General features: G+C 52.9%; 24 protein-coding genes. 20 read left to right on the plus strand and 4 right to left on the minus strand.

Features of this window, described 5'->3' with window-relative positions; all coding sequences use genetic code 11:
* Positions 1 to 19: 19 nt before the first annotated feature.
* A complete protein-coding gene (locus AC5TBW_RS09210) occupies positions 20 to 1,114 on the minus strand; it encodes a bifunctional nicotinamide-nucleotide adenylyltransferase/Nudix hydroxylase (RefSeq protein ID WP_495511763.1) in 1,095 nt (364 codons plus the stop codon).
* Positions 1,115 to 1,255: 141 nt separating this feature from the next.
* On the opposite strand from AC5TBW_RS09210, the gene AC5TBW_RS09215 reads away from it, so the two are divergent.
* Together AC5TBW_RS09215 and AC5TBW_RS09220 are read left to right on the plus strand one after the other, a co-directional pair.
* Positions 1,256 to 2,155 (plus strand): YihY/virulence factor BrkB family protein, encoded by a 900-nt coding sequence (locus AC5TBW_RS09215; protein WP_495511764.1) that lies wholly within the window; start codon positions 1,256 to 1,258, stop codon positions 2,153 to 2,155.
* A 25-nt stretch (positions 2,156 to 2,180) separates the two neighbouring features.
* A complete protein-coding gene (locus tag AC5TBW_RS09220; RefSeq protein ID WP_495511765.1) occupies positions 2,181 to 2,456 on the plus strand; it encodes an acylphosphatase in 276 nt (91 codons plus the stop codon).
* 45 nt (positions 2,457 to 2,501) lie between these two features.
* Here the strand turns inward: AC5TBW_RS09220 and AC5TBW_RS09225 are convergent, their stop codons facing one another.
* The gene (locus AC5TBW_RS09225; RefSeq protein WP_495511766.1) at positions 2,502 to 3,443 is read right to left on the minus strand and encodes a D-2-hydroxyacid dehydrogenase; all 942 of its coding nucleotides are present in this window, start codon (positions 3,441 to 3,443) and stop codon (positions 2,502 to 2,504) included.
* Between the two features lie 239 nt (positions 3,444 to 3,682).
* Between AC5TBW_RS09225 and AC5TBW_RS09230 the strand changes: the two genes are divergently transcribed.
* The 13 genes from AC5TBW_RS09230 to AC5TBW_RS09290 all read left to right on the plus strand — a co-directional run bounded on the left by AC5TBW_RS09230 (position 3,683) and on the right by AC5TBW_RS09290 (position 14,644).
* The gene (locus AC5TBW_RS09230; protein ID WP_495511767.1) at positions 3,683 to 3,982 is read left to right on the plus strand and encodes an FmdB family zinc ribbon protein; all 300 of its coding nucleotides are present in this window, start codon (positions 3,683 to 3,685) and stop codon (positions 3,980 to 3,982) included.
* A 65-nt stretch (positions 3,983 to 4,047) separates the two neighbouring features.
* On the plus strand, positions 4,048 to 5,829 hold the full coding sequence (gene aspS / locus AC5TBW_RS09235; RefSeq protein ID WP_495511768.1) for an aspartate--tRNA ligase: 1,782 nt from the start codon (positions 4,048 to 4,050) through the stop codon (positions 5,827 to 5,829).
* A gap of 79 nt (positions 5,830 to 5,908) precedes the next feature.
* Positions 5,909 to 6,472, plus strand: coding sequence for a crossover junction endodeoxyribonuclease RuvC (ruvC, locus tag AC5TBW_RS09240; protein WP_495511769.1), 564 nt, complete (start codon positions 5,909 to 5,911; stop codon positions 6,470 to 6,472).
* Between the two features lie 106 nt (positions 6,473 to 6,578).
* Entirely contained in the window at positions 6,579 to 7,187 is a 609-nt protein-coding gene (gene ruvA / locus AC5TBW_RS09245; RefSeq protein ID WP_495511770.1) for a Holliday junction branch migration protein RuvA, read from the plus strand.
* A 67-nt stretch (positions 7,188 to 7,254) separates the two neighbouring features.
* Positions 7,255 to 8,292, plus strand: coding sequence for a Holliday junction branch migration DNA helicase RuvB (gene ruvB / locus AC5TBW_RS09250; RefSeq protein WP_495511771.1), 1,038 nt, complete (start codon positions 7,255 to 7,257; stop codon positions 8,290 to 8,292).
* On the plus strand, positions 8,289 to 8,702 hold the full coding sequence (gene ybgC / locus AC5TBW_RS09255; protein WP_495511772.1) for a tol-pal system-associated acyl-CoA thioesterase: 414 nt from the start codon (positions 8,289 to 8,291) through the stop codon (positions 8,700 to 8,702). Before ruvB ends, ybgC begins: the two co-directional genes overlap by 4 nt.
* Positions 8,703 to 8,775: 73 nt before the next feature.
* Positions 8,776 to 9,456 (plus strand): protein TolQ, encoded by a 681-nt coding sequence (tolQ, locus tag AC5TBW_RS09260; protein ID WP_495511773.1) that lies wholly within the window; start codon positions 8,776 to 8,778, stop codon positions 9,454 to 9,456.
* Positions 9,457 to 9,467: 11 nt separating this feature from the next.
* On the plus strand, positions 9,468 to 9,905 hold the full coding sequence (gene tolR, locus AC5TBW_RS09265; RefSeq protein WP_495511774.1) for a protein TolR: 438 nt from the start codon (positions 9,468 to 9,470) through the stop codon (positions 9,903 to 9,905).
* 13 nt (positions 9,906 to 9,918) lie between these two features.
* Positions 9,919 to 11,085, plus strand: a complete 1,167-nt coding sequence (gene tolA, locus AC5TBW_RS09270; protein WP_495511775.1) for a cell envelope integrity protein TolA — start codon at positions 9,919 to 9,921, stop codon at positions 11,083 to 11,085.
* A complete protein-coding gene (gene tolB, locus AC5TBW_RS09275; protein ID WP_495511776.1) occupies positions 11,085 to 12,371 on the plus strand; it encodes a Tol-Pal system beta propeller repeat protein TolB in 1,287 nt (428 codons plus the stop codon). Before tolA ends, tolB begins: the two co-directional genes overlap by 1 nt.
* A gap of 55 nt (positions 12,372 to 12,426) precedes the next feature.
* On the plus strand, positions 12,427 to 12,972 hold the full coding sequence (pal, locus tag AC5TBW_RS09280; protein ID WP_495511777.1) for a peptidoglycan-associated lipoprotein Pal: 546 nt from the start codon (positions 12,427 to 12,429) through the stop codon (positions 12,970 to 12,972).
* Between the two features lie 77 nt (positions 12,973 to 13,049).
* Positions 13,050 to 13,847 (plus strand): tol-pal system protein YbgF, encoded by a 798-nt coding sequence (gene ybgF, locus AC5TBW_RS09285; protein WP_495511778.1) that lies wholly within the window; start codon positions 13,050 to 13,052, stop codon positions 13,845 to 13,847.
* 35 nt (positions 13,848 to 13,882) lie between these two features.
* Positions 13,883 to 14,644 carry a YciK family oxidoreductase gene (locus tag AC5TBW_RS09290; RefSeq protein WP_495511779.1) on the plus strand — a complete coding sequence of 254 codons (762 nt, stop codon included), beginning with the start codon at positions 13,883 to 13,885 and terminating at the stop codon, positions 14,642 to 14,644.
* Positions 14,645 to 14,684: 40 nt separating this feature from the next.
* Here the strand turns inward: AC5TBW_RS09290 and AC5TBW_RS09295 are convergent, their stop codons facing one another.
* Positions 14,685 to 15,353, minus strand: a complete 669-nt coding sequence (locus tag AC5TBW_RS09295; RefSeq protein ID WP_495511780.1) for an HAD-IA family hydrolase — start codon at positions 15,351 to 15,353, stop codon at positions 14,685 to 14,687.
* Positions 15,354 to 16,097, minus strand: a complete 744-nt coding sequence (ubiG, locus tag AC5TBW_RS09300; RefSeq protein WP_495511781.1) for a bifunctional 2-polyprenyl-6-hydroxyphenol methylase/3-demethylubiquinol 3-O-methyltransferase UbiG — start codon at positions 16,095 to 16,097, stop codon at positions 15,354 to 15,356. It lies immediately after the preceding gene.
* A gap of 170 nt (positions 16,098 to 16,267) precedes the next feature.
* Here ubiG and galU point away from each other — a divergent pair, with 170 nt between their 5' ends.
* From galU to tamB, 5 genes are all read left to right on the plus strand, one after another.
* Positions 16,268 to 17,158 carry a UTP--glucose-1-phosphate uridylyltransferase GalU gene (galU, locus tag AC5TBW_RS09305; protein ID WP_495511782.1) on the plus strand — a complete coding sequence of 297 codons (891 nt, stop codon included), beginning with the start codon at positions 16,268 to 16,270 and terminating at the stop codon, positions 17,156 to 17,158.
* Positions 17,159 to 17,161: 3 nt separating this feature from the next.
* Positions 17,162 to 18,454 (plus strand): nucleotide sugar dehydrogenase, encoded by a 1,293-nt coding sequence (locus AC5TBW_RS09310; protein ID WP_495511783.1) that lies wholly within the window; start codon positions 17,162 to 17,164, stop codon positions 18,452 to 18,454.
* A gap of 9 nt (positions 18,455 to 18,463) precedes the next feature.
* Complete coding sequence (locus tag AC5TBW_RS09315; protein WP_495511784.1) at positions 18,464 to 19,297, plus strand: hypothetical protein; 834 nt, start codon at positions 18,464 to 18,466, stop codon at positions 19,295 to 19,297.
* Positions 19,298 to 19,445: 148 nt separating this feature from the next.
* Positions 19,446 to 21,299 carry an autotransporter assembly complex protein TamA gene (gene tamA, locus AC5TBW_RS09320; protein WP_495511785.1) on the plus strand — a complete coding sequence of 618 codons (1,854 nt, stop codon included), beginning with the start codon at positions 19,446 to 19,448 and terminating at the stop codon, positions 21,297 to 21,299.
* A 9-nt stretch (positions 21,300 to 21,308) separates the two neighbouring features.
* Positions 21,309 to 25,358, plus strand: coding sequence for an autotransporter assembly complex protein TamB (tamB, locus tag AC5TBW_RS09325; protein ID WP_495511786.1), 4,050 nt, complete (start codon positions 21,309 to 21,311; stop codon positions 25,356 to 25,358).
* Positions 25,359 to 25,362 lie beyond the last annotated feature (4 nt).

Here is a 25,362-nt window from a genome sequence, read left to right on the forward strand (position 1 = left end):
GACGAGCCAATAGGGGCGTTTAGCTACTGCCAAAATCGGCGGGAAGACCTAAAAAATTCTGAATAATAAAGAAATGGTCTTCAAACAGGCTCTCCGGCTCAAGGTCGGCAAGCGCCACCCAGCGCGCATGTTCACCCCCTTTGACAGGCTTTAGTCGAGGCAGCTGCTGATCTGGACGCAGCGCAAAGTAGAAAGCTTCCGCCAATGTCCGGCCGCGCCAACTGCGGTGGGGCTCATCAAACAATCGCTGACCACGCAGTGAGCCTTTGAGTACGGGTTCAGGGACTTTTAAACGCAAGCGCTCGCGTAGTTCACGTAAGCAAGCATCTAGCAAGCGTTCATGAGGGTTAATAAATCCCCCGGGGAGGGCGTAAAGCCCTTTGCCCGGCGCAGCTGTTCGCCGCACCAAGAGCACATGACCGGACTGCACCACTACCGCATTCACGGTAACAAAAATAGGTGGGTAGGGCGCTTGTGCCCATGCCTGGCGATACTGGTCCAATAGCTGCTGCTCTTCCAAGAGCCGCTGATAGGCACTTACCTGACAAAACTTTTTGACACTCTCGACAACGCCAGGAGGCAGGTCGTGGTATGCCCCGGTACTAAGATAGTCGTTCGTTGAGCTGGGCGAGCGAAACAAGCGCTCACGAATTTGACTGGCTGAAATTCCCTCTACCGAAGGGACACTGACCGACTCCCACTGAGGAAACAGCGAAAGGTAGTAGCTTGACTGCCCGCGGCTGGCTCCAATCAAGCCAATACGCGGTAGACGAGCATTCGTGGGCGCCGCTATATCGCGCACTTTACGCTGCACGTCGCGCACCCAAACGTCGTCGTTATAGAGAGCATCCAGTAGAGGCGTGATTTCTAAACGTTGATTTTCAGCCTCATCGAATCCTGCACGAAGCATGGCTTGGCGCTCATCAAAGCGCCAGGGATTTCGTAATGAGCGCGCTTGCCAAGCTGAACCTACTAATACGATCACTTGGCGAGCACGTTTCAATGCCTCTCGAATAATCGCTAAATGTCCGAGGTGAGGAGGCTGAAAGCGACCAATAAACACCAAGCAGTCGAAGTCGTAGGCGGTCGCAGAGCGCGCAATATCGGTGGCCATCCAAGCTTCCTTTGGGGGTGGTGATATTAGATGTGCAACGTACCAGAAAACTGCGCTAAACGCTGTGGTTAGGTATGCTATGAAAAAGCTTATTGATAATACTTATAACGCACCTCGATACCGACGGCACAGGGAGTGGATATGATTAAACGTGCGGCTAACTTCTGGTGGAAGGTAACGCAAGACGCGACTGCGTTATGGCTAGAGCGTAATGCGTTTAGCTATGCCGGTTCGCTTGCGTTTTACACGCTTTTCTCACTCGCCCCCACAATCATTATTGCGGTCACCGTCATCGGTGTGGTGATGGGCGAGGAGGCGGCTCAAGGGCAAATAGTGGCTCAACTACAGGGCACTTTAGGTATGGATGCCGCTGTGGCCATACAAGAAGCCGTTGCCCAATCTAGAATAGAAGAGTCGGGGTTACTACCCACATTATTAGGCGTGGGCGCCCTAATAGTTGGTGCTACAACGGTCTTTGCCCAGATGCAGTTCTCACTCAATACTATTTGGGGCGTCACTGCCAAGCCAACGTCAAATAGTGCTTTACGGTTTATCAAGAGCCGATTGCTATCACTGACGGTTGTGCTTTCTATTGGGTTTATACTGCTTGTTTCATTAGTGTTAGGGGTCGTATTGCGCGGTATGCTTTTAGCTGCGGATAACTTACTCCCGTTTGTTAGTCTATTTACCACGACGCTTGAATCACTTATTTCTGTCGCCATGGTGACAATGCTATTTGCGACTATTTTTAAGGTACTTCCCGATGTGGTGCTTCGCTGGCAAGACGTGCTTATTGGCGCCGTTGTCACAGCCGTGCTTTTCACCATAGGACGCAGCGTTATCTCGGTTTATTTGGCTTATACAGCAACGGCCTCTACTTACGGTGCGGCCGGGTCCGTGGTAATGATTTTACTGTGGGTCTACTACAGTTCGCTGATACTGCTATTTGGGGCAGCATTCACTCGATCTTTATTGTTGCGTCGAGGACGACCATTGATTCCGCGCAATAGTGCGGTGTTGATTAAGCATGAGTACGTATAACTTGCTGGTAGCGAGGGAGGTGAGTATGACTAATTGCTGTGTACGCGCCGTGGTCACGGGAAAAGTACAAGGCGTCTGGTATCGGCGCGCTACTCAAGAGAAAGCGCTTCAACATAGCATCACCGGTTATGCCAAAAATCTACCCGATGGACGCGTCGAGGTACTTATGTGCGGGCATACCGACGCAGTTAAGCTGTTAAGTGAATGGCTATGGCAAGGTTCAGAAGGGGCACGAGTTACTCACGTTGAGCTTGAGGTGCTCAACAATTGCCGCGCGCCAGGTCACTTTGGCACCCAATAGGGCCATTGAAGGCCCTATGGTTACTCAGAAAGTATCGTCAAAGTCCTAAGAAGCGTCTTTCCAGTCACGGATATTGTTAGCCGTCAGGCTAACAATATTCTGGCGGGCTTCCGGTGTTATCCACGCGTTGTGAGGAGTAACGATTAAGTTCAGCGGCTCGCTGAGCGCATCTAGTAGTGGGTGCCCCTCTCTAGGCGGCTCAGCGGGTAGTACATCAACGCCCAGTCCACCAATCTTGCCGTTGCGCAGCGCTTCAAGTGCGGCGACTTCATCGATAACGCCGCCGCGGGCGCAGTTGACCAATAGCAGCGAGGGCTTAACGTGAGACAAGCGCTGTTGATTTATCAAATGTCGAGTGGCTTCGCTCAAAGGGCAGTGCAAGCTGATAACGTCGGCATCGGGAAGTAGATCATCCAGTGCAGGGCGCTTATCATTCGCTTCATTGCCTGGCCGAGCAGCAAACGTCACTTGCATACCAAACGCTTCTGCCAGACGTGCCACTTCCGTGCCGAGCTCACCTTGACCCACCATCACCAAATGTTTGCCGGACAGCTGTAACGTAGGATAATCCTGCAAACAGAAGAAGGCGCTGCGCTGCCATTCACCTGCAGCGACGTCCCGCTGGTAGCGAGGAAGCCGGTTGGCCAGGGCAAGTATCAGCATCAAGGTGTGCTGGGAAACGCTGGCGGTGCCGTAAGCTGCAACGTTTTTAACCACGATACCCTGATCTTTTGCGGTATTTAGATCGATGTTGTTAAGGCCTGTCGCTAATACGCATATTAATCTCAGTTTAGGCAGCTGCCGCAAGGTTTCAGCGTCTAGTACTACTTTATTTACGATCGCGATATCGGCGTTAGTAAGGCGCTCAAGCGCCTGCTGAGTTGAACTTTGCTCAAACACCTCAAGGTGTGAGACCGACTCTTCAATGGCGCTTAAATTGATCTCAGGGCCTAGGCTTTGTGCGTCCAGTATCACCGCATGAGGCATTTTATTCTCTCCAATAGTTACCGAAGGCTTCATAACCTTGCTCGGCAGGGGTCACAAAAGGGTATAATGGCGGCGCTTTATCAACCGCAGCCTTGGAATTTATCCCGACTGGCCACATATTGGCAGCCTAGCAGCGTTTGTGTTCGCCACTATTTATTTTCTTTCAGTACTAGGTCCGTCAGGACTGGGTCTTAAAAGAACGTAGTTTGTCAGGGTTGAGCTTTTTAGGAGCCATTAACATGCCCATCTATGAATATGAGTGCAAGGCCTGTGGCCATCGCCTGGAAAAATTGCAAAAAATTAGTGCCGATCCTCTCAAGGATTGCCCTGCATGCCAAAGCGATCGCTTGGAGCGACTTGTCTCGGCAGCGGGTTTTCGCTTAGCCGGCGGTGGTTGGTATGAAACCGATTTCAAAACGGGTAGCAAAAAGAATCTGGTTGCTGACGGCAAAACTGCTCCGGCAGATGCCGCTAAATCAAGCGATACCAGTGCTACTCCCAAGAGCGTTACTCCCAGCGACAAAGGCGCCGCGGCATAGCTGCGGTAGTCAGGGTCGGGACGCCCGCGACACACTAATTGCCACGTAACAGAACAGGATTTGACATGCGCAGCCATTATTGCGGCCAGCTAAACGAAACTTTGGTGGATCAAACGGTTACGGTATGCGGATGGGTTCACCGCCGCCGCGACCACGGTGGGGTAATTTTCCTCGATATGCGCGATCGCGACGGCATCGCTCAATTCGTTGTCGACCCTGATACCGCCGAGGCGTTCGCAACTGCCGACCGTGCCCGCAGTGAGTATGTCCTGCGCATCACTGGACGCGTACGGCTGCGCCCTGAAGGTACCCAAAACCCCAACATGCCAACAGGCATGATTGAAGTGCTGGCGAAGGACGTCGAAGTACTTAATACGGCGATTACACCGCCGTTCCAGCTGGATGAGCATGGCAAAGTAGGTGAAGAGGTGCGTCTGAAGCATCGCTATATCGACCTGCGTCGTCCGGATATGATCGAGAAGCTGCGCCTGCGTTCGCGTATTTCTCACAACGTACGAGCATATCTCGAAAACCAGGGCTTCCTGGATATCGAAACACCGGTACTCACCCGGGCGACCCCTGAAGGCGCACGCGATTATCTCGTCCCTAGCCGTACCCATGCGGGCAGCTTTTTTGCCTTGCCACAATCACCGCAGTTGTTTAAGCAACTGTTGATGGTGGCTGGCTTTGACCGCTACTACCAGATTGCCAAGTGCTTCCGCGACGAAGACCTGCGTGCCGACCGTCAGCCTGAGTTTACCCAGATTGATATTGAGGCGTCGTTTGTGGAAGAGAGTGACATCATGGGCATTACCGAAGCCATGATTCGTCAGCTTTTCCAGGACGTGCTAAAAACCGAACTTCCTGAGTTCCCGCGCATGACTTGGCAGGAAGCGATGAATCGCTTCGGTTCAGATAAGCCGGATCTGCGTATCCCGCTGGAATTGACCGACGTCGACGACTTAATGCAGCAAGTTGATTTCAAAGTCTTCTCTGGCCCCGCTAGTGCAGATGATGGCCGTGTTGCAGCACTGAAAGTACCCGGCGGCGCCAAGCTATCGCGCAAAGAGATCGACGAATATACCAAGTTTGTCGGCATCTACGGTGCCAAAGGCTTGGCGTGGATTAAGGTCAACGAGCGCGCCAAAGGGCTTGAAGGTCTGCAGTCGCCGATCGTCAAGTTTATGGAAAACATCGTTGAAGAGCTGCTCGATCGCGTGGGCGCTGAAGATGGTGACATTATCTTCTTCGGTGCCGACAAAGCCCGTATCGTCAACGAAGCCATTGGCGCGCTGCGCGTTAGATTAGGGGCTGACCTGGAGCTCTACACGCAGGAGTGGGCGCCGCTATGGGTCGTCGACTTCCCGATGTTTGAAGCTGACGACAACGGTCGTCTTAGCCCGCTTCACCACCCCTTCACAGCACCCTCTTGCAGCCCAGAAGAGTTGAAGGCTGACCCTGCTAGCGCGCTTTCACGTGCCTACGATATGGTGCTCAACGGTACAGAGCTGGGCGGTGGATCTATTCGTATTCACGATCAGACCATGCAGAGCACCGTTTTCGAGATCCTGGGTATTGGTGAAGAAGAGGCTCAAGAGAAATTTGGCTTCTTGTTGGATGCGCTCCAGTACGGCGCTCCGCCCCATGGTGGCTTAGCCTTCGGTTTGGATCGCTTGGTCATGCTGATGGTGGGTGCCAAAACCATTCGTGAAGTTATCGCTTTCCCGAAAACCCAAAGCGCTGCCTGTTTGATGACCAATGCACCGGGCGAAGTCAGCCCCGAGCAGTTGAAAGATTTGAATATCCGTCTACGCCAGAAAGTCAAAGCGGACCCCGCCGCCGAATAAATCTGTACGGTTGGCCGCTCCACACCGACGCTACGGCGTCGGTGTTTTTGTATGTTCTAGTCACACGAGTACCGATGCCATGGAAGAGCAAAAGCCCGTCGTACCCATCCGCATTTTGGGCATAGACCCTGGCTCCCGGGTAACTGGTTACGGAGTGATCGATGTTATTGGCGTTAAACCCTGCTACGTAGCAAGTGGCTGTATTCGTACGGCAGAGGGTGCGCTAGAGCAGCGTTTGGCACAAATTTATGCAGGTCTTAGCGAAGTCGTCGGCTTGCATCGCCCCGATCAGGTCGCCATTGAGCGGGTGTTTATGGCCAAAAATCCTGATTCCGCGCTAAAGCTGGGCCAGGCTCGGGGGGCGGCAATGGTGTGTATGGCCAATCATGGCTTGAGCCTTGCCGAATACGCCGCGCGGCAGATAAAGCAGGCGGTGACTGGGCAGGGTGGCGCGGATAAAGAGCAGGTACAGCACATGGTGACCGCTATTCTGCAGCTCTCTGCTACTCCCCAGGCTGATGCAGCCGACGCGCTGGCCATTGCGTTAACCCATGCTTATAACGGCTCTGTCTTTATCAGCCATGGTTTGCCCGCCGCGCCATCTCGGGGTCGCCGTCGCTCCACCGGCCGCTGGCGGCTTTAATTCCCTCTGTGCCGACGGCTGAACTACTGGTCATCTGTACAGAGTCGCTTTATAGTAAACGTTTGTTTTTCACTCTATTGTTATTCACCCCAGTGCGAGCGATTTTATGATTGGACGTCTGAGTGGCCAGCTATTGGCAAAGCAACCTCCCTGGATTGTGATCGACGTTCATGGCGTCGGCTATGAGCTGGAAACGTCAATGAATACCCTGGTGACACTTCCGGCCGTCGGCGAAAATGTTGCTTTGTTCACCCACCTCACTATTCGTGACGACGCTCATCTACTGTATGGTTTTGGTAGAGAGCATGAGCGCGCCTTATTTCGAGCCTTGATTAAAGTCAACGGTGTAGGACCTAAGCTTGCGTTAGCGATTTTATCAGGTATGGATGAAGATGCCTTTATGCGCTGCGTTCGTGACGATGACAGTAAAGCGCTGACAACCCTGCCAGGGGTGGGTAAGAAAACGGCTGAGCGTCTTATCATTGAAATGCGAGATCGTTTCCCTGAGTGGGAGAACGGTAGCAATGCGCTACTGCCTCTTGAGGCCGCTAATGGGCAAGTATCTGCTCGCGATAGCCTTGCTGATGCAGAAGCTGCATTAGTCAGTTTGGGGTATAAGCTGACTGAGGCATCCAAAATGCTCGCCGATATCGACCCCAATCAGTCAACCGAGGCACTGATAAAAGCCGCACTGACTCAACGAATGAACGGCTAAGTGGATGGTTTTACAGTGCTAGATTTGGGTAAAGTTTGCATTTGAATCGCCATAAAGAAGAGTATCTATGCTAGAACACGATCGGCTGATCGCCGCTGAACCTGAACAGGGAGAGGGGCGTATTGACTACGCAATTCGCCCCAAGCGGTTGGATGACTATATTGGCCAGCCGCGTGTGCGTGAACAACTGGAAATTTTTATCGGCGCTGCAAGGCTGCGCGAAGAGAGCCTGGATCACACCCTGGTATTTGGCCCTCCTGGGTTAGGTAAAACGACACTCGCCCATATTATTGCCACTGAGATGGGGGTTGGAATGAAATCGACCTCCGGCCCGGTGCTTGAACGGGCAGGGGATCTCGCCGCCATGCTGACGAATTTAGAGCCTGGCGACGTACTTTTCATCGATGAAATTCACCGCCTGTCTCCCGTCGTCGAAGAAGTGCTTTACCCCGCCATGGAAGATTTCCAGCTGGATATCATGATTGGCGAAGGTCCGGCCGCACGCTCTATTAAGCTGGACCTGCCCCGGTTTACCCTGGTGGGCGCGACCACCAGGGCGGGCTTGCTAACCTCTCCACTGCGCGACCGCTTCGGCATTGTTCAGCGTCTTGAATTTTATAACCTCGAAGAGTTGACAGAAATTGTTTCGCGTTCGGCTCGCCTAATGGGCGTTAAAACCAGTCACGAAGGTGCAGTTGAAGTGGCGAAGCGCTCACGTGGAACACCGCGAATCGCCAACCGACTATTGCGCCGAGTGCGTGATTACGCAGAAATGAAAGGTGACGGCGTTGTCGATGTCGCCACAGCGGATGCCGCCCTTAATATGCTCAACGTGGATCACCATGGGTTGGATCACATGGATCGTCGGCTACTACTGGCAATGATCGACAAATTCGATGGCGGCCCTGTAGGCATTGATTCACTTGCGGCGGCCATCAGTGAAGAGCGCGACACCATCGAAGATGTGATCGAGCCCTACCTTATTCAACAAGGTTTGATTATGCGCACACCTCGCGGACGTGTCGTTACCCGCCAAGCGTGGCTGCACTTCGACCGAGTGCCCCACAAGCAGGCGACCGATATGGAAGGGGAGCGCCGTCCGTGAGCGCTAGTGCACAGAAAGGTTACCGCCTGCCGTTGCGCGTTTATATGGAGGATACTGACGCTGGTGGCATTGTCTACTATGTTAACTACTTGAAGTTTATGGAACGTGCACGTAGCGAATGGCTACGTCAATTAGGCATTAATCAGCAAACGCTGCTAGACGAAGGTACACAGCTAGTGGTATACCGCTTGGCCTGTCACTACGCGAAACCGGCTCGTCTGGATGACGCATTGGTAATCACTGCCCACGTTATAGAACTTGGGCGTTGTCGAATGACATTTGAGCAGCAAGTTTGGCGTGACGAGGAACTCCTCTGCTCAGCCACAGTCGAGATAGCCTGTTTGAGCGTCGAGCGTATGCGTCCTAAAGCATGGCCAACATCGCTTAATATTTTAATACGGGCCTCTTAACCAAGAGGTCATTCACTGCGTCGGCAATGCCGACCCTAATAGATTGATGAGGGCACCTGTGAACGATAACACCATGTCCATTCCCCACTTGATAATGAATGCCAGCACCGTGGTGCAGCTGGTTATGTTGCTACTGTTGGTGGGGTCGATCCTCTCTTGGGTGGTCATTTTCCAGCGCAGCATTGCGCTGGGCCGTGCCAAGAAAGAGTACAACCAATTTGAGGAGTCTTTTTGGTCAGGTGTCGACTTAAACGAGCTCTATCGTGAAATTCCCGCTGATGACCCGCGCCACGGCGCTGAGCATATTTTTCAGTCGGGGTTTCGGGAATTTAATCGCTTAATGCCTAAAACCCGAGACGCTGACACCGTTTTGGAAGGTGTCCAACGTAGCATGCGCGTTGCTTGGTCTCGGGAAGAGGATCGCTTAACCCAGCATCTGGTGTTTCTAGCTACAGTGGCTTCTGCCAGTCCGTATATCGGTCTTTTCGGCACAGTATGGGGCATTATGGGTTCATTCCAAGCGCTTTCGCTGACACAACAGGCGACACTTGCAACGGTAGCCCCCTGGATTGCAGAAGCGCTTATTGCAACTGCAATGGGTCTTTTCGCGGCTATCCCTGCGGTTATTTTCTATAACCGTTTGTCGAACACATCTTCTCGCTTACTTGGCAAATACGAAGATTTTGCCGAGGAGTTCCACGCTATCCTGCACCGCAATCTGCAAGGTCGTGATGGCAAGCCAAGTGCGGGTTAAGGGAGACAGCCATGCAAGGTCCTTTTAATCGTAGTGGTAAAAGCAAGCCAATGGGGGAGATTAATGTCGTCCCTTTCATTGACGTTATGCTGGTACTGCTAGTTGTTTTTATGATTACTGCGCCTATGCTAACCCAGGGCGTGCAAGTTGAGTTGCCGCAAGTGACCTCTCAACCCATTGAGACCCAGGAAGATAATGATCCGATCATTATTTCGGTTGATAGCGATGGGGGGTACTTCATCACGCTTGGGGAAGACTCTACGTCAGTGACCCTGGATGAGATGTCTGCAAGAGTGGCAACGATTCTAGAACGCCGTCCAGGTACGCCCGTCATGGTACGCGGTGACCGTAATGTGGCTTACGGACAGATTGTCGTCTTGATGAGCACGTTGCAAGGCGCCGGAGTAGCTAACGTGGGGCTGCTTTCAGAGCCGCCGCAAGATGGGTAAGGGTAGCGCGAATATGGCAGTAAACACACCGCGCGATCCTCAAGATGTTGGCTATAAGTGGCCGACTGTTCTGGCGATTGGCGTGCACGTCGCCATTGTCTTGTTTAGCTTAATCAGTTTGCCGACCCGAACGGCGGAGCCCGATAGTTCGTCGATCGTTCAAGCGACGCTGGTGAGTACGGAAACGTTTACCGATCAGGCTCAGCAGGCAACAGAACAGCAAGCGGCGATGAATGCGCCAGCGGAGGCGCCGACAGAACCTGAAGCGCCCGATGAACCCTCTGCCAGTGAGCAGCAGGCTGCAGCCGAACAGCAAGCGGCAGAAGAAGCTGCTCAGGTGGCGGCTGAAGCAGAAGCGCAAGCCTTGGAAGCAGCGCGTGAGGCTGCGGAAGCTGAAGCGCAGCGTCGTGCTGCAGAAGCGGCTGCACAGGCTGAGCAACAAGCCGTTGAGGCCGCTGAACGTGAAGCCGAAGCGGAAGCTATCGCTGAGCGTCAGCGTGAAGTTGAAGAGGCTCGGCGCCAGCAGGAAGCCGCTGAAAAGCAGCGCCAGGAAGAGGCCGAAGCCGAACGAGAGCGTGAAGCGGCAGAGCAGCGGCGCCAGGAAGAGGCCGAAGCCGAACGAGAGCGCGAAGCGGCAGAGCAGCAGCGCCAGGAAGAGGCCGAAGCAGAGCGCCAACGTGAAGCCGAAGAAGAGCAGCTACGTGAGCAGGAGGCGGCTCAACGAGAGCGAGAGGCGGAAGCCCAGCGCCAAAGAGAAGCGGAAGAGCAGCAGCGACGCGAAGCAGAAGCAGAGCGTCAACGCCAAGCGGCTGAAGCAGCAGAGGCAGCCATGCAGCGCCAGTTGGCAGGTGAAGCGGAAGCCGCGGCTAATGCTCAGCAGGCCGAACAGGCTGCCAACAGCTTTATCAACATCGTCCGTAGCGCTGTAGAGCAGGCGTGGGTGATTCCGCCCGGTGCAAGTGATGCGATGAGTGCTACCCTACAGGTACGGCTAGGGCCTTCAGGAGAGTTGCTGGCAACGTCGATTGTGACATCAAGCGGCGATAGTGCTTTTGACCGGTCTGTCATGCAGGCCGTGGAACATGCTGCACCGTTTGGTGAATTGCGAGATTTACCAGCCGATCAGCAGCGTAATTTACGTCAGTTTAATCTGCGATTTACCCCGGGGGATGTTCGCTGATGCAAAGTTTGAGCAAAGTATGGTTGTTCTGTCTACTGCTGCTAGTCAGCAGTGTGGCAAGTGCTGACTTAACCATTGAGATTACGCGAGGCAGTGATCAAGCGCTGCCGATTGGCGTGGTGCCTTTCGCAGGCTCAGAAGGAATGCCTGAAGATGTTGCACAGATTGTCCAAGATGACCTTGAGCGTAGTGGCTATTTTGACCCGCTAGAGCGTAGCGCTATGTTTGAACAGCCTAGTCAATCCGACGATGTTCAATTCGGTACGTGGCGGTCGCTAGATGTGCGCTACTTGGTAGTAGGCCGGGCAGAGCAAACCAGCGGTGGTTTTGAAATACAGTTTGAGCTGATGGATATTAGCGGCCAACGCCGGATGATTGGCGAAACCGTGACCGTGAGAGGCAATGACCTGCGTGGTGCCGCTCACTATATCAGCGATCAAATCTTTGAAGAGATCACCGATATTCGGGGAGCTTTTTCAACCAAAATTGCTTACGTCACTGCCCAGGGTGTTGGTGACAATATGCAGTTTGGCTTGTACGTTGCAGATGCCGATGGCCGCCGCAGCGAACAGGTGTTGACCTCTGATGAACCTATTATGTCTCCTGCATGGTCACCTGACGGCTCTAAGCTTGCCTATGTCTCTTTTGAAACTGAACGCCCAGCAATCTATATCCAGGATGTAGCCACTGGACAGCGCGTTATGGCCACGTCATTTGACGGTATTAACGGTGCACCAGCATGGTCACCTGATGGCCGGCGTATCGCCATGTCTCTGTCTAAAGATGGACAGCCTGAAATCTATATCATGGATGTCGCCAATCGTTCAGTAGAGCGCATTACTAATAACAACAGCATCGATACTGAGCCTGCTTGGGGGCCAGATGGTCGCAGCTTGTTGTTTACTTCTGACCGTAGCGGTGGCCCGCAGCTTTACCAGTACTCCATGGGCGGCGGCGAAGCTGAGCGCCTGACGTTTACAGGTAATTATAATGCTCGCGGACGTTATTCACCGGATGGTGAGCAGATATTCTTGATCCACCGTTCAAGTAATGGTTATCAAGTGGCAAAGCAAGATCTAAGCGGTAACCGCTTGGTTGTACTCAGTGAATCAACAAGAGATGAATCTCCTAGTGTTGCGCCGAACGGGACCATGGTAATCTTCGCTACCCAACAGGGTGGTAGTGGGGTGCTAAGTGCTGTTTCGGCTGATGGTCGCTCTTCATTTAGACTGCCATCAGCACAGGGCGATGTCCGTGACCCAGCTTGGTCACCCTTCTTAAATTGATCAACACAATTGATTAATATCGAAATTTTTTAGTTTTCAGGCAAGGAGTCTGATTATGCAACTTAAACCGTTGGCTCGCTCACTAGCAGCAGCGCTATCTATCGTGGTAATCGCTGGCTGTTCCAGCACCGGCGGAACCCAAGATGGTGACTCGTACGGTAGCCAGGATGGCAGCACTACCGGATCTAGCACCTCGGGCACAGGCACGGGTAGTCAGTATGGTTCTTCTACTGGTTCGGGTTCAGGTGCTGGTCAGCAGGCTGATTCACGTATTCCAGAAGTACGCACCATCTATTTCGATTACGACCGCGATACCATTAAAAGCGAGTACGAATCTGTAGTAATGGCTCATGCACGTTACTTACGTGCAAACCCGAGTGCTCAAGTGGTTCTTCACGGGCATACGGATGAGCGCGGTACCCGTGAGTACAACATGGCGCTGGGTGAGCGTCGCGCTGGAGCGGTAGAGCGTTTTCTGAATATTCAGGGCGTTTCTTCTGCTCAAATGAGCGTGGTTAGCTATGGTGAAGAGCGTCCGGCCGTTAATGGTCAAGACGAAAGCGCCTACTCACAGAACCGTCGCGTTGTATTTAATTACTGAGCATTAAGCTACTGAGCTTTTAACTATCGATGAAGGCGGCGTGCTAACCGCACGCCGTTTTTATCTACGGAGCCATCATGAATCACAGTCTCAAGCGTTACGTTGAGAGGCTGTGCGGTGCGGGAGCTATAGCGCTCCCGCTATCCGTATTGCCTTTAACGGCCGCCGCTCAACAGCCGCTCGTGCAAGACCTATCTAACTCTTCCAACAGCAGCAGTTTCTATCAACAGACGCAGCGCCAGGAAGCATCCAGCGGCAATCTTGTGTTGTTTAACCAGGTACAAGAGCACCAGCAGGAAATCCAGCAGCTACGCGGTCAGATCGAAGAACTGCGTCACCAGTTGGAACAGCTGCGTCGCCAATCACAGCAGCAGTACCTCGATATTGAAGATCGGCTGATGAGCAGCGGCCCAACTCAAATTGAGCAGTCAACCCCAGCGGTAGAGCCTGAAGCCGTCGAGAAGGTTGTCAATGCACCCTCTAGCCGCAATGTCAGTGAGGACGCCCAAGCCGATTACCAAGCCGCCTTCGGGCATGTTCAGGCGCGTCGTTTTGACGAAGCGATCGCGGCCTTTGAAGCCTTCGTTACCGACTACCCTGATACTAGTCTAACGGCTAATGGTCACTACTGGCTGGGCGAGCTATATGCTGCGGAAGGCGAGCTGGATGCCGCTGATCAAGCGTTTAGCCGTGTGATCGATAAATACACCGGTAGCACTAAAGTACCTGACGCGATTTATAAGTTAGGCTTGGTGAAAGCGCGTAAAGGCGAGGCGGAGCGCAGTCGAGAGCTACTTGAGCAAGTGCGCGATGACTATCCGCAAAGCAGTGCGGCGGGGCTTGCCAATGACTTTTTACGCCAATCAGCGAGTTAAAATTTTTTGATCTATTTTTGCTTCAGGGAATCAGCATGAGCTGCAAGATCGACTATCAACCAGCGCCCAGTCTATTGGAAAATCGCATCGTGTTGGTAACCGGCGCAGGGGACGGGATTGGCCGTGCGGCAGCGTTAAGCTATGCCCAACACGGTGCCACCGTGATTCTATTGGGGCGCACTATTGCCAAATTAGAGCGTGTTTACGATGAAATCGAAGCGGCGGGTGGCCCTCAACCGGCGATCTTTCCGCTGAACTTTGAAGGCGCTACGCTCAAAGATTTTCATGACATGGCCGAAACACTCGATAAGGAGTTTGGTCGCTTAGACGGTCTTCTACATAACGCGGGGCTGCTAGGACGCATCACGCCATTCGAGCAATACAATCCTGAGCTGTGGCAGCAAGTGATGCAGGTTAACATCAATGGCCCTATCTGGATGACCCAGGCATTGTTGCCGCTGCTGCAACAGTCTGAAGACGCCTCTGTGATTTTCACCTCATCCAGCGTTGGCCGAAAAGGGCGTGCCTACTGGGGTGCCTATTCCGTCTCTAAATTTGCTACTGAAGGCTTCGTCGACGTACTGGCTGATGAACTGAATAATCAGTCCAATATCCGTGTTAATTCGCTTAACCCAGGCGCCACACGAACGCAAATGCGGCGTACTGCGTTTCCTGGCGAAGACCCGTTCACGTTACGTACCCCAGAAGACATTATGCCTACCTACCTTTGGTTAATGGGGCCAGATAGCGCAGGCACCAGCGGTCAAAAGCTTGATGCCCAACCCCCCCGGGTTTAACCGTTATCGGGGTAAGCGTCGCGTCGATGCCCGCCTTCAGTTAGCGTTTGAAGGCGCTAAGGGCATCGACGAGTGCTTCGCACTCCTTAAACCACAAATCAGCAGGCCACTGCTGGTAATCATCCTCATCACTGATATATCCATATCCAACCGCGACGGCGGTCATTCCGGCCGCTACTGCCGCCTCGATATCCCGCGCATGATCGCCAATATACCAGCACTGCTCAGGTTCAACCCCTAAACGGCGGGCAGCCTCCCAGAGCGGCTCAGGCGCAGGTTTTTTAACGCTTAAGTCATCCGCGCACAGTAAAGCACCAGGTTGTAGTGATAGTGCTTCTAATAGCGGCAGGGTATAACGGCGCGGCTTATTGGTGACGATTCCCCAAGGCCGTTGATCGTCATGCCAATCTTGCAGCCAGACATCGAGAGGCGAGAAAACTCGGCTGTCGACGGCGACTGCCTGCTCATAGGCATCAAGTAGAAACTCACGAGCCTGGGTATGTTCCTGAGATAAGACATCTAACTCAAGGGCCAGTGTGACCAGAGCACTACCGCCATTAGAAACCTGGCGGCGAATAGCGTCAAAAGGGAGCGGTGGTAGCCCATGATGAAGACGCAATGCATTGGTTGCTTTGGCCAAGTCAGGTGCAGTATCAACCAGAGTTCCATCTAAATCGAAAAGGATCGCTTGAGGCGCTGGCATTGGCATTTAATCGCTCACCTTGCGGCAGTACATCATGTAATTGACCGATACATCATGGCTGACTAAGCGATAGTGGCGCGTTAACGGATTGTACGTCAGTCCTGTCTGTTCACGTACTTCTAAACCACTGTCACGCGACCAGGCAGCCATTTCAGAAGGGCGTATAAATTTTGCGTAATTATGCGTTCCCCTGGGCAGCAGCCTAAGTACGTACTCGGCACCTAAAATGGCGAACGCATAGGATTTGGGAGTGCGGTTAAGCGTGGAGAAAAAAACATACCCCCCTGGGCGTACCAAGGCGCTGCAGGCGCGAATGACAGAGGCAGGGTCGGGTACATGCTCAAGCATTTCCATACAGGTGACGACATCGTAAAACCCTGGTTTTTGAACGGCCATGGCTTCCACACTGATGTGCTGATAATCAACCTGAACGCCACGCTCTTCTGCGTGTAGTCGAGCCACTGCCAAAGGTGCTTCACCCAGATCAATACCGGTAACCTTCGCGCCGCGGTTGGCCATTGATTCGCTTAAAATACCGCCACCGCAGCCTACATCAAGCACTTTTTTACCCGCTAAACCCGCACGCGCATCAATAAAATCAAGGCGTAGAGGATTGATGTCGTGAAGCGGTTTAAATTCGCCCTGAGTATCCCACCAGCGACTAGCAAGTACTTCAAATTTGGCAACTTCCGCTGCATCGACATTGCCTTGATAGTGATCAGCAGTGCTATCCTGTGGTGTCGCTTGCATGTTGTGGCTCCCGTTGTCATAAAGCATTAAGCGAAAAGTTGACGACTAATTGCTGGTGATTGGCTATTAGCACTCGTTATCGCCATTGGCGAGGTGGCATCCACTCACGCCTTCAGTATTATGGACATTCTAACCACTCCTGTGTCGAAACGCATGAAAAGGACCTTGCTATGATTCGTAAAGCTGTACTTCCTGTTGCTGGGTTTGGTACCCGCTGCTTGCCAGCGTCGAAAGCCATTCCCAAGGAGATGATTACGATTGTCGATAGGCCAGTGATCCAGTACGTCGTCGAAGAAGCGATTGCTGCTGGCATTCGCGATATTGTGTTGGTCACCAGTAGTAATAAAAGCGCTATCGAAAACCACTTCGATACCCATGCCGAACTGGAAGCTAGCCTCGAAAAAAAGGGTAAGCATGAACTATTGACGATGTTGCGCAACTTGGTGCCTGACGACGTCAATATTATCAGCATTCGACAGGGCGTCCCGCTAGGGCTTGGGCATGCAGTGCTATGCGCTCGACCAATTATTGGTGACGACGAACCTTTCGCAGTCCTGCTGCCCGATGTGTTGGTTGATAATAGCGCCAACTCTGCCACCGACTTGGCCGGCATGCTGGCGGCGTTCGATCAACAGAACACAGCGCAGCTGATGGTGGAAGAGGTGCCGTGGGAGCAGGTAGAAAAATACGGCATTGTGGCACCCGTCGGGGATGTGCCCGCGCCAAATGAGTCAGCGGATTTAGCTGGCATGGTGGAAAAGCCTAAGCGTGATGCTGCACCCTCAAATCTAGCGGTAATAGGCCGTTATGCGTTACCAGGCAGCATTTTCTCAATACTGGAAAAAACCCCTCCCGGTGCCGGTGGCGAAATTCAGTTGACCGATGCACTGGAGGCGCTGCGCGAACAGTCCGGTGTTCAGGCATATCGCATGCAGGGCACAACCTACGATTGTGGCCATCCATTGGGTTATCTTGAAGCCACACTCGCCTATGCACGACGTCACCCAGAGTTTGGAGAAGCTTTTCAAACCTTGCTATCACGTTACCAACAGGGAGAGTAACGTATGCGGGTGTTACTGTACGGTAGCGAATTAAGCGCAGCGACGGCCGCGGCTGCGTTGGCTTGGGTGGGTCATCAGGTTCAATGGTTACCCCATGAGGGCTCGCCTTGGTCAACACTGTCACAAGTAGATTGGTTACGCAGTGAACCGCACTTAATGACGCATCTTGAGCAGGGCTTGGCGGAGGGTACGTTACAGGTCATCGAGCAACTTCAAGATGCCGCTATTCCTGAGGTGATCTGGCTGGGCTTGTCGCCTGGTCAGCGCTTAGAGGCGAGTGCGCTACTTGAGGCCCCGCTATTTGCTGATCAGCGCGGGATTGTGCTGATCAACAACTCAACCTTCCCGGTCGGCGAGACCGAACGCCTGCATGCGCTGATGGGTGCCCAGCACACCAGTGTCGCGCTGCCCGATACCCTAGAAGAAGGGCGGGCATGGGACTCATTCACTCGCCCTACCCGGCGTCTGTTAGGCTGTGACGATGCGGTTGGCGAACAGGTGGCCAGAGAACTGCTACGTGCCTTTAATCGGCGCAGTGAAGTGTTTCAATGCATGCCGCGCCGAGCGGCTGAGCTGACCAAGCTAGCCATCAATGGCATGCTCGCTACGCGTATTAGTTATATGAATGAAATTGCAGGCTTAGCTGATACTCTCGGGGTGGATGTTGAGCATGTTCGCCAGGGGATGGGCGCCGATTCACGTATCGGCTTTGAATACCTATATCCAGGCTGCGGGTTTGGTGGGCCCAACTTCTCGCGTGATTTGATGCGCTTGGCCGATGTCCAGTTACAAAGTGGCCGCTATTCAGCACTGCTCGAACAGGTGATGGATATTAACGAGCAGAAAAAAGAGACACTGTTCCGGAAACTCTGGGCTCACTTTTCTGGCGAAATAGAAGGTAAAACCGTTGCTATCTGGGGGGCTGCGTTTAAACCTGGCACTGCGCGTATTGACCATGCCCCGGTGTTAACACTGCTCGAGGCGCTTTGGGCGCAAGGGGTTAAGGTTCAGTTACACGACCCGGCTGCCGTGCCCGCACTTCACGCTTTGGTAGGCGAACGCGATGACCTGCGTACGTTTACTCATGACCCCTACCAAGCTTGTGAAGGGGCTGACGCACTGATGCTAGTAACAGAATGGAAAACGTATTGGAACCCAGACTGGCATCGACTCGGTTCGCTATTAAACGCTAAGCTCGTATTAGATGGACGCAATATATACGACCCCGAGTTTGTCGCCAGCTGCGGCTTAATGTACCGAGGTATAGGCCGTCGTGCCGACCCGAAGACTCTTTGAGGAAATGTCATGCCAGACTCCACCGCCTCTTCTCGTATTGTACCCGATGTGGATCAAAGCTTGACGGCGCAACATTTGCGCCACCGTAAGGGGCCTACCCTGTGGCCGCTGTGGTTATGCTTGATATTCATTATTGCTCTGTTAGGCGCGGCGGCGGCTGGACTTTGGTACGAACGTGAAAGACTTTTAGGTGAGCTACGCCGCGTGAGTGGGGAAGTATCTAACGTGCATGCTCGTTTGGATTCGAATGACACCGATGTACAAGATACGATAACCTTTGTACAAGCTCAGATGTCAACGCTGTTCCAAGAGCAGGAGCAACTCTCTACTTCGCTGACCGACACGCGCGAAGAATTATATAGCTTGCTTACAATCAATGAGGATATGGCTTCAAGCGATTCTATTAATACGTTGTTACAGCAACTGGAGCAGCTAAGGGAGCAAGCCGAGCTAAGAGATAGCCAGCTATTGGCAATGCGAGAATCTCTTGATGCACTGGAACAAACAGGCACATCCGGGCGTCGTAACTTAGTGGAAGAGGTTGCTCACCTGGAACAATTAACCGAGCAGCGCTTATCCGCGCTAGATAGCCAGATTAATAATGCCATCAGTGATTGGGAAGAGCAGCTGTCAGCGCAGAGAAATGCCATTGAATCGCGTTTTGATGAGTTGCAAACCTCCTTTGATGAATTCGTTGCTGAGATCGAAGCGCCAGCAGATCAAGCAGAACTTGAGGCATTGGAGCAGGAGTGGTCTCAACGCTTAGGTGCGCTCGAGAGTGATGTGCGGCAAGTGCGTCAAGCTCAGCTTGCCTTTAGTGCCCAGTTAGAAATGTTGCGTTAACACTGCCTACAGCGCATGTGATCTTCATTTCAAGCATGTGTTTACTAACGTCTTGAAATGCCAGGATATTGAATTGCTCAGTAATTGAAATGCTTGGCTGTTGAAATGCTTATAATGAAGCCGCTGATTTAGGTTAGGATAAAAATGTATGGGAAGACAACGGCGATGGACTTCAGCCACGGGCCGCACAATGTTGGTAGTGCTGCCACTGTTATATGTATCACATGGCGCTTGGGCATTAAACGCGACTATCGAGGGAGTCTCCGAAGAAGTCGAAGGTAATATCCAAGCCTATTTACAAAACATTGATGCAGAGCAGTACACCGAGGTGCGGCTAGAAGGCGAGGTACGCCGCCGTACTGAGGAAGCCATGCGTGTCTACGGCTATTATGAACCTGAAATAACCCTTGAACGTTCCACTGATGAGCGCGTGTGGCTCGACATTGAGCCTGGGCCCCAGATAGAAATTGAGATTCTATCCATTAACGTTGAAGGGGATGCCAGTAACGATCCACCTTTTCAGCAGGCAGTAGAAGATTTTCCTTTGAAGGAGGGTGACGTACTTCGCCATGCCCCCTGGGATCGGCTGCGAAGCCAGTTTTCTGGTTTGGCAATAGAACGGGGCTACTTTGACTGGGGGTTTACCGATCGACGCATGGAAGTGCGCCCGTATCTGCAAAGTGCACGTCTCTATATGGATTTCGACAGCGGCCCACGCTATCAGTTTGGCGATACTTCCATCACGGGTAGTCATATTGAGATTGACCGGTTACTTCGCATACGACCCTTTAAGAAGGGTGACCCCTATCTCGCGAAAACGCTCGCTGAATATAATCAATCTCTTGCCGAAACTGGCTGGTTTAGCTCAGTGTCGGTTCGTCCGCGCCTTGAAACAGCCCAAGAGCTGGCAATTTCTCCTACTGGTGGCGGTGACCCTTGGTGGAGTGAGGCCACGGCATCGCAGCCCGAGCGCCCACGAGTAACTAGCGCGGCTTTAGTTAGTGCGCTGAGTCTCAACAGTCCTAGCGATACTCAGCTACCCATTGATGTCAGTGTCGAACCCGCTGATCGTCATCAGTTTGAAGTCGGCATCGGTTTTGCTACAGATGTAGGCCCGCGTCTGCGTTTTGGCTGGGAGCAGCCGTGGATCAATCGCTACGGCCATAGCCTGGATCATGATCTCTATTTATCCGACCCAGAACAGCGTTTCACAGGGGTCTATAACGTTCCGCTTGAAGACCCGCTGCGCGATAGTTATCAACTCCAATACGGCATTCGTAATATTGATGATAGCGATACCCAATCGTTAGAAGGCACTGTTGAAGTGGCTCGACGCTGGGAGTTTGATAATGACTGGGTTCAAACGCTTTACTTTCGAACCACCTACGAAGATTTCGAACAGGGCGGCGAGGCTGATCAAGTATGGCTTTTCTATCCTGGCATCCAGTGGTCGCGTACCCGGACACGCCCCCAACGGTTCCCGATCTGGGGCGATCGCCAACAGTTTTCTCTAGAGTACTCGGATACCGTATGGGGCTCTGATGCGCAGTTTGCTCGCATGACGGGGGATACTGAATGGATCCGCATGATCGGCAATAATAACCGCTTTTTAGCGCGTATTAGTTTAGGCGCCATTGAGACAGATGACTTTGCCAAAATCCCCCCCTCGCTGCGCTTTTTTGCCGGTGGCGATCGCAGTGTGCGCGGTTACTCCTACGAGAGCCTATCCCCGCGCAACGAAGAGGGGCGTCTTCGCGGTGGTCAACAAATGCTTAGCTCGACCCTGGAGTATCAACGTCGCGTGACCGGCGATTGGTGGGCAGCCACGTTTGTAGATAACGGTGACGCGTTTGATAACTGGGGACCCGATGATTTGAAAACGGGCGCAGGTGCTGGTGTTCGCTGGGTTTCACCGGTCGGGCCAATTCGCTTCGATATCGCGCATCCCTTTGACCACGAAGACGATTGGCGTTTGCACTTTTCCATCGGACCGGAATTCTAGGAGAGAAATTTGTCTCAGGTTGAACCAGCTTCTGCTGATAAGCGCCAGCGGCTATCACCCAAAGATCGCACTGGGCTCCTGTTATGGAGCCTTTTACGCCTTGCCATCGTATTGCCCATTTGGTTATTGGGCATTGTAGCGTTAATTGTTGGGATAGCCCTATCGCCTTGGGGCACCGGGGTATTGCTTTCGCAGGGTGAGCAGCGCGATTTTTTTACTTATGCGCATCATGAAGGTGGTTTGCTTGATCACTTCCTGCTTGAAGATTTCCAGCTGCAGCTGGGTGAAACCCGTATCCGTATTGATGAAGTTGAGCTGCAATGGGCGGATGACTGTGTATTATCAGGTCGGTTATGTATCGAAACGCTCCGCGTCGCAGGTGCTGATATCCGATTAGGCCCGTCCAGTGAACAGGAACCCCCGCCTGAAGAGGATGGCCCGCCGCTGACTATTCGTTTTCCCTTTCCTATCGAGTTACGCTCGCTACAACTTGATGATGTCAATGTGCGCCTTGCCGATGGCACAGAGGTGGTATGGAACTCTCTTAGCTCGGCGGCTATTGCAGAAGGGAACACCGTAAAACTCTCGCCAACCCATTTGGAGCAGCCACGCCTCTATTTGCCTCCATCAGCGGGCGTCCTGCTGACTCAAGGCATTGAAACACCCCTTTATGCGGAGGCCATCGATGCCGCTATCTTGCTCAACCAACCACCCCAAGAGGCCGTAGCGGCGGTGGAACCGCCAGAGCAACAGCTCGAAGAACGCGGGCGCCTGGAGCTGCCCGATATCTCCCTACCAGTAGATATTCAGATTCCTGAATTCACGGTAAACGATTTTAGATTGGAAGGGGCAACCGAATACCGCGTCGAGCGACTGCGGCTTGGGTTGTTAACCGAGGGAGATACCGTTGAAGTCACCGAGCTTTACGTTGTTACCCCGGATGCTGAGGCTGAATTAACTGCGAACGCTAAGTTAACCGATAATTACCCACTCGAAGCTCGCTTAGCCGTCGAACTGTTTTTAACTGAGAGTTACCCTGAACTCAGTGGCGAAACTTTAACCTTAACGCTGTCTGGACCACTGGATGCGCTTGAAGCGCAGTTGGATGCATCGGGCAAGGTCAATGCGTCATTGAGTGGTCAAGTCGATGCACTCGCCCCGACACTGCCGTTTCAACTTCAGCTGCAAAGTGACCAAGTACAGTGGCCTTTACCTGTCAGCGGGGATGACCAGAGAAATGACAGCGTCGATGAGAGCACTGAAGTAGAGGCAACCCAAGCCTATATAGTTGATGACTTGGATCTACAGGTAACGGGTAGCCTGAGCAATTATAGTGCTCAGTTGGCCATGGCGGTTGAAGGCCCGAACCTGCCGCGCACTCAAATTAATGTCACCGGTCAGGGTGATCTTGAGCAGTTTAGCTGGCAACCACTCACTCTCGCAGTGGACGAAAGCTCCCTGCGCAGCGAAGGCAACATTAGTTGGATAGCACCGCTACAGGTCAACACGACGATTCGTCTGGATCAATTTAACCCTGCCCACTTCGTAGACCAGCTAGAGGGTAATTTAAACGGCGACATCGAGCTCAAGCTGCGCCAGCAAGATGACCTGTGGGCGATTAGCGTGCCCAACTTAGCGATTGACGGTGAGTTGCGTGACTACCCGCTAACCCTGCAAGCGGTCTTTAATGCTAACAGCAACCTGGAACTGGATATTGAGGAGTTGCTGTTTACACAAGGGGATAATCGTTTAGAGGCGGCTGGGCAAATCAGTGAAGAGGCCATGTCGTTAAATGCTGACATCGCATTACGCCAGCTGCAAACGCTTTCTCCTGACTTGGCGGGCACTATCGCCGGTACACTAGAGGCCAGCGGCAGTTTTAATCAGCCGCAAGTACTCGCCAATCTACAGGGTGATGGACTACGTTTTGGCCAGAACCGCATTGAACGACTTACCCTGGATGCTGATGTTCAGGGCATTGATGACCCTAACCTTGATGTTCAGCTCGCGCTACAAAATGTAAATGCAGGTGGTCAGGCATTAACAAGTATCGATGCCAATCTGTCAGGACGTCTATCTGAACATCGTCTGGAGCTTGCCGCCCAGGGTGCCGAAAACGGTGTTTTGAGCCGAGCACTGCTCGCACTTGATGGGGGTTTAAATCAACAGATCCAGCTGTACCAAGCGCGAATCACACCGCTTGAAATCGACTCTGAAGCAGGCAATATACGTCTCGAAAACCCCTTAGACGTGCGCTATAACATGGCCAGTGGTCAGGCAAACATAGCCCCGTTCTGTTTACGCCGCGAAGAGGGCGGACTGGTGTGCTCTGAAGAAGAGATCAATGCATCGGCTCAACAGGGCAATGCCGTGCTTACGCTACGTGAAGTGCCAATGGAGATGCTAGAGCCCTTTTTACCCGAAGAGTGGCAGCTAGAGGGTGACACGACGGCGGATCTCGACGCTAATTGGAGCCAGGGCGGAGCCCAGTGGCAGGCTAATCTGCAGATACTGAGTGAGCTCTCAGTGACCGCTATCAATGATTATGGTCAGCCAGTGCAACTGCCTGAAATAAATTTAGACGCTCAGATTGAGGCTAATCAAGCGCAGGCAGACGCCAACGTGGTGTTTTCGCTGGCCGAAGCGGGCGATCTAAACCTGAACCTGTCGATCAACGACCCACTGGGCAGAGGTGAGTTAGCAGGCGAGCTACGGGCGGAGAACGTATCGCTACAGCCTTATCGGCCCATGCTTGTGGGGATGGATCGGCTGGAAGGCGACTTGACCGGCAACGTGCAAATTACCGGCACGACTGCTCAGCCTGATTTACAGGGCCAGCTTGGGCTTCGTGGTATCCGGGTAAACGGTCCCGAAATACCCGTGGATGTTCAAGATGGTGAGCTGGTGGTCTCTTTTGACGGTGAGCAGGGTGATATTGACGGCTATCTAGCCGCGGAGCGTGGCCGATTAGAAATCACGGGTGATGCCTACTGGCCTAGCGGCGATGATTGGCGAATTGGGGTCGATCTAAATGCAGTTCAAGAGCCTATTCTGGTTGTCTTACCACAATTTGGTCGTCTAGAAGCTGCACCTGACATACGTATTCGAGTAACGCCTGAAAGACTGCAGGTGAGAGGCGATATCAATCTACCCTGGGCGCGATTGGAAATTGGCGATATGCCGTCATCAGCAGTAACGCCGAGTGGGGATGAAATCATCATTACTGAGCGTGATGACCGACAGGCAGAAATTGAGGCGCAGCGGGCTGCCGCTAGTAGTGATGACCCTAGCGCTGCGGATGAGCTCGCTGCTACCGGCATGGCCCTTGACGTCTTGGTGACGCTAACACTGGGCAGCGATATGCAGATATCCGCCTACGGCTTAGAGTCTGGACTAGGGGGCGCATTGGAAATCCGTCAAAGTAGCGGTGCGCTTCAGCTGTTTGGGGATGTTAATTTGGTCAATGGGCGTTTCCAAGCCTTCGGTCAGGACTTGGTTATTCGTCGCGGAGAACTGCTGTTTAGCGGTCCACCGGGACTGCCTACCCTTGATTTTGAAGCTATTCGCAATCCGGATATCACCGAAGACGATGTGATTGCGGGCCTGCGTGTAACAGGTAGTGCCGAAGAGCCGAATGTTCTGATTTTTTCTGAACCGGCAATGAATGAATCTCGTGCGCTCTCATACCTGCTACGGGGTCGTGCGCCGGATGCTTCTGGCGGCGGTATGGACAGCGCACTCACTACTGCCTTGATCGGTATGTCACTAGGGCGCACTGGCGGCGCGGTAGGCTCTATTGGGGAGGCATTTGGTATTGACGATCTTACGCTAGACACCGCCGGTGCGGGCGAGGATAGTCAAGTCGCTGTTAGCGGCCAACTGACTGACGATCTTAGAATTAGTTATGGGGTCGGAATTTTCTCGCCAATTGCAGAACTAACACTACGCTACACGTTATGGCGTAATCTCTATTTACAGGCCGTATCGGGTACCAATCAAGCCGTCGATTTGATCTACACCTTTACCCGTTCCGGTGATCCGACAATTTTACAGCAGTAAGTGA

Source organism: Vreelandella sp. ssv (assembly GCF_059448525.1).